Origin of the sequence: Arsenophonus endosymbiont of Bemisia tabaci Q2, assembly GCF_902713415.1 — a bacterium.
Classification (GTDB): Bacteria; Pseudomonadota; Gammaproteobacteria; order Enterobacterales; family Enterobacteriaceae; genus Arsenophonus.
The window spans coordinates 1-1,710 of sequence record NZ_CACTIE010000042.1; the positions used below are offsets into that span (position 1 = coordinate 1).

The 1,710-nt window shown below is 39.8% G+C and carries 4 protein-coding genes and 1 pseudogene; all 5 read left to right on the top strand.

The features are described 5' to 3' along the window. Positions 1-195 precede the first annotated feature (195 nt). Positions 196-345 carry a hypothetical protein gene (locus ARSQ2_RS02690; RefSeq protein WP_181994274.1) on the top strand — a complete coding sequence of 50 codons (150 nt, stop codon included), beginning with the start codon at positions 196-198 and terminating at the stop codon, positions 343-345. After that, positions 329-733, top strand: coding sequence for a hypothetical protein (locus ARSQ2_RS02695; protein ID WP_238334267.1), 405 nt, complete (start codon positions 329-331; stop codon positions 731-733). The genes ARSQ2_RS02690 and ARSQ2_RS02695 overlap by 17 nt, the downstream gene beginning before the upstream one ends. 1 nt (position 734) lies before the next feature. Beyond that, positions 735-1,210, top strand: a pseudogene (locus ARSQ2_RS02700) (hypothetical protein). 83 nt (positions 1,211-1,293) lie between these two features. After that, on the top strand, positions 1,294-1,446 hold the full coding sequence (locus ARSQ2_RS02705; RefSeq protein WP_181994277.1) for a hypothetical protein: 153 nt from the start codon (positions 1,294-1,296) through the stop codon (positions 1,444-1,446). Between the two features lie 32 nt (positions 1,447-1,478). After that, positions 1,479-1,710, top strand: a 232-nt coding sequence (locus tag ARSQ2_RS02710) for an IS630 transposase-related protein (protein ID WP_202880366.1), incomplete at its 3' end; no start/stop codon positions are given.

A 1,710-nucleotide genomic window follows, 5' to 3' on the forward strand; every position in this document is an offset into this window, starting at 1 on the left:
ACTCAACCCTTCTTCTTCCATCGTAAATATCACTTTACGTCTAAAATCAATTGAATAGCTCATATAAATAATGTTATCAAAATTAAGTCGCTTAGCTGTATTGTGCCCTTGAACCTGCGCAAGAGCAGCAGATCATTGCTGCCATAAAACAAAAATTACCCACTAAGGTCGCTTGTGTTGTACTAACTTCACTGGATGTACGTCGCTTATCTACGCAAAATTATCGAGCCAGCATTGACAACCATCGCCGTACTTTCATTCCAAGAAATTATTGAAGATGCCAATATTAAAGTCCTGGCCCAAGTTGATATTACCGGGGAGAAATTGGATGCGCTCACTGGATAAAGCAAAGATCACTCAAGCGATGGCCACTCCGCTATTTCACCCATTGACGGATATTCTCCCATATCGATGTTTTGGCAAGGTACAGGAAGTATTCACGAATTTGGTTAAAGTGACATTGCCAGGCGCTAAGCAAGGTGAATTATGCCTGATTGATAATCGGCTAGCAGCAAAAGTCATTACCATCAAAGGGCAAGAAGCTTGGTTATCACCATTTGACCTTACCATCGGCTTAGTGGCCGGCGCTTGTGTTGAACGCTTGGGCCATGGTTATCGAGTGCGGGTAGGAGAGCATTTATTAGGTGGCATTGTGGATGGTTTAGGGCGGGCCGTTAGAAAAATGCCGAACGCGGGTGAATGGCGTAGTAATCATATAGCTGGGCGACTTTAAAATGATTACAACTAATTACTCTATATCAGTAAATTTATATTGGAGAAAAACATATATTTTTGTAATCAAAATTAAGTCGCTTAGCTATATTTATACCGTATTGGTGGAAGGTGACAATATGAATGAACCTGTCGCTGATGAGATTCGTTCTATTTTAGATGAACATATTGTTCTATCTCGTCAATTAGCTGCTGCAGGACATTTTCCCGTTATTGATGTGAACGCCATTGTTAGCCGAGTTATGGATAATATTGTTAGTAAAGCACATCGCCTGCATGCGCGTCGTTTAAGAGAATTACGAGCACTTTTTCAAGATGTTCAGCTATTAATTCGTGTTGGCGAATATCAACCAGGACAAGATAAAGATACCGATGAAGCCATTAAAAAAATCAACGAATTAATCAATTTCTTCGGCAAGGTTACGATGAGTTAGTCTCATTCGATCAGACGATAGAAGATCTTAGCCAACTGGTTTAGCGTATATGAAAAATCAATTTTCTGACTCTGTGCAAGTTATTATTAAAAAATTATTGCGATTACGACAGCATCGAGAAATAAGCTTGCAATCTCAAAGGCAACGAGTTCAGCATGAGCAGCAAGGGCTACAGGGAACCATTGCTGAGTTGGAACAACAACGGATGAAATTTTGGTATGATTTAGCGACGCCTTCATTACCAAATGAGACCATTTCCCGTGACCAATTAGCGTTATAGCTAAGCGACTTAATTTTGATGACATTATTTATATGAGCTATTCAATTGATTTTAGACGTAAAGTCATATTTACGATGGAAGAAGAAGGGTTGAGTATCCGAGAAACAGCGAAGCAATTTCCGATTGGCTCTGCATCTGTATCGAGTTGGATTAATCAAATAGAGCCAAAAGCATCGACTACGCGTCAGCGAAAAATCGATAAATCCGAGTTGATAAAAGATGTTGAACAATATCCAGATGCTTACCAAAAAGAGCGTGCAGAGC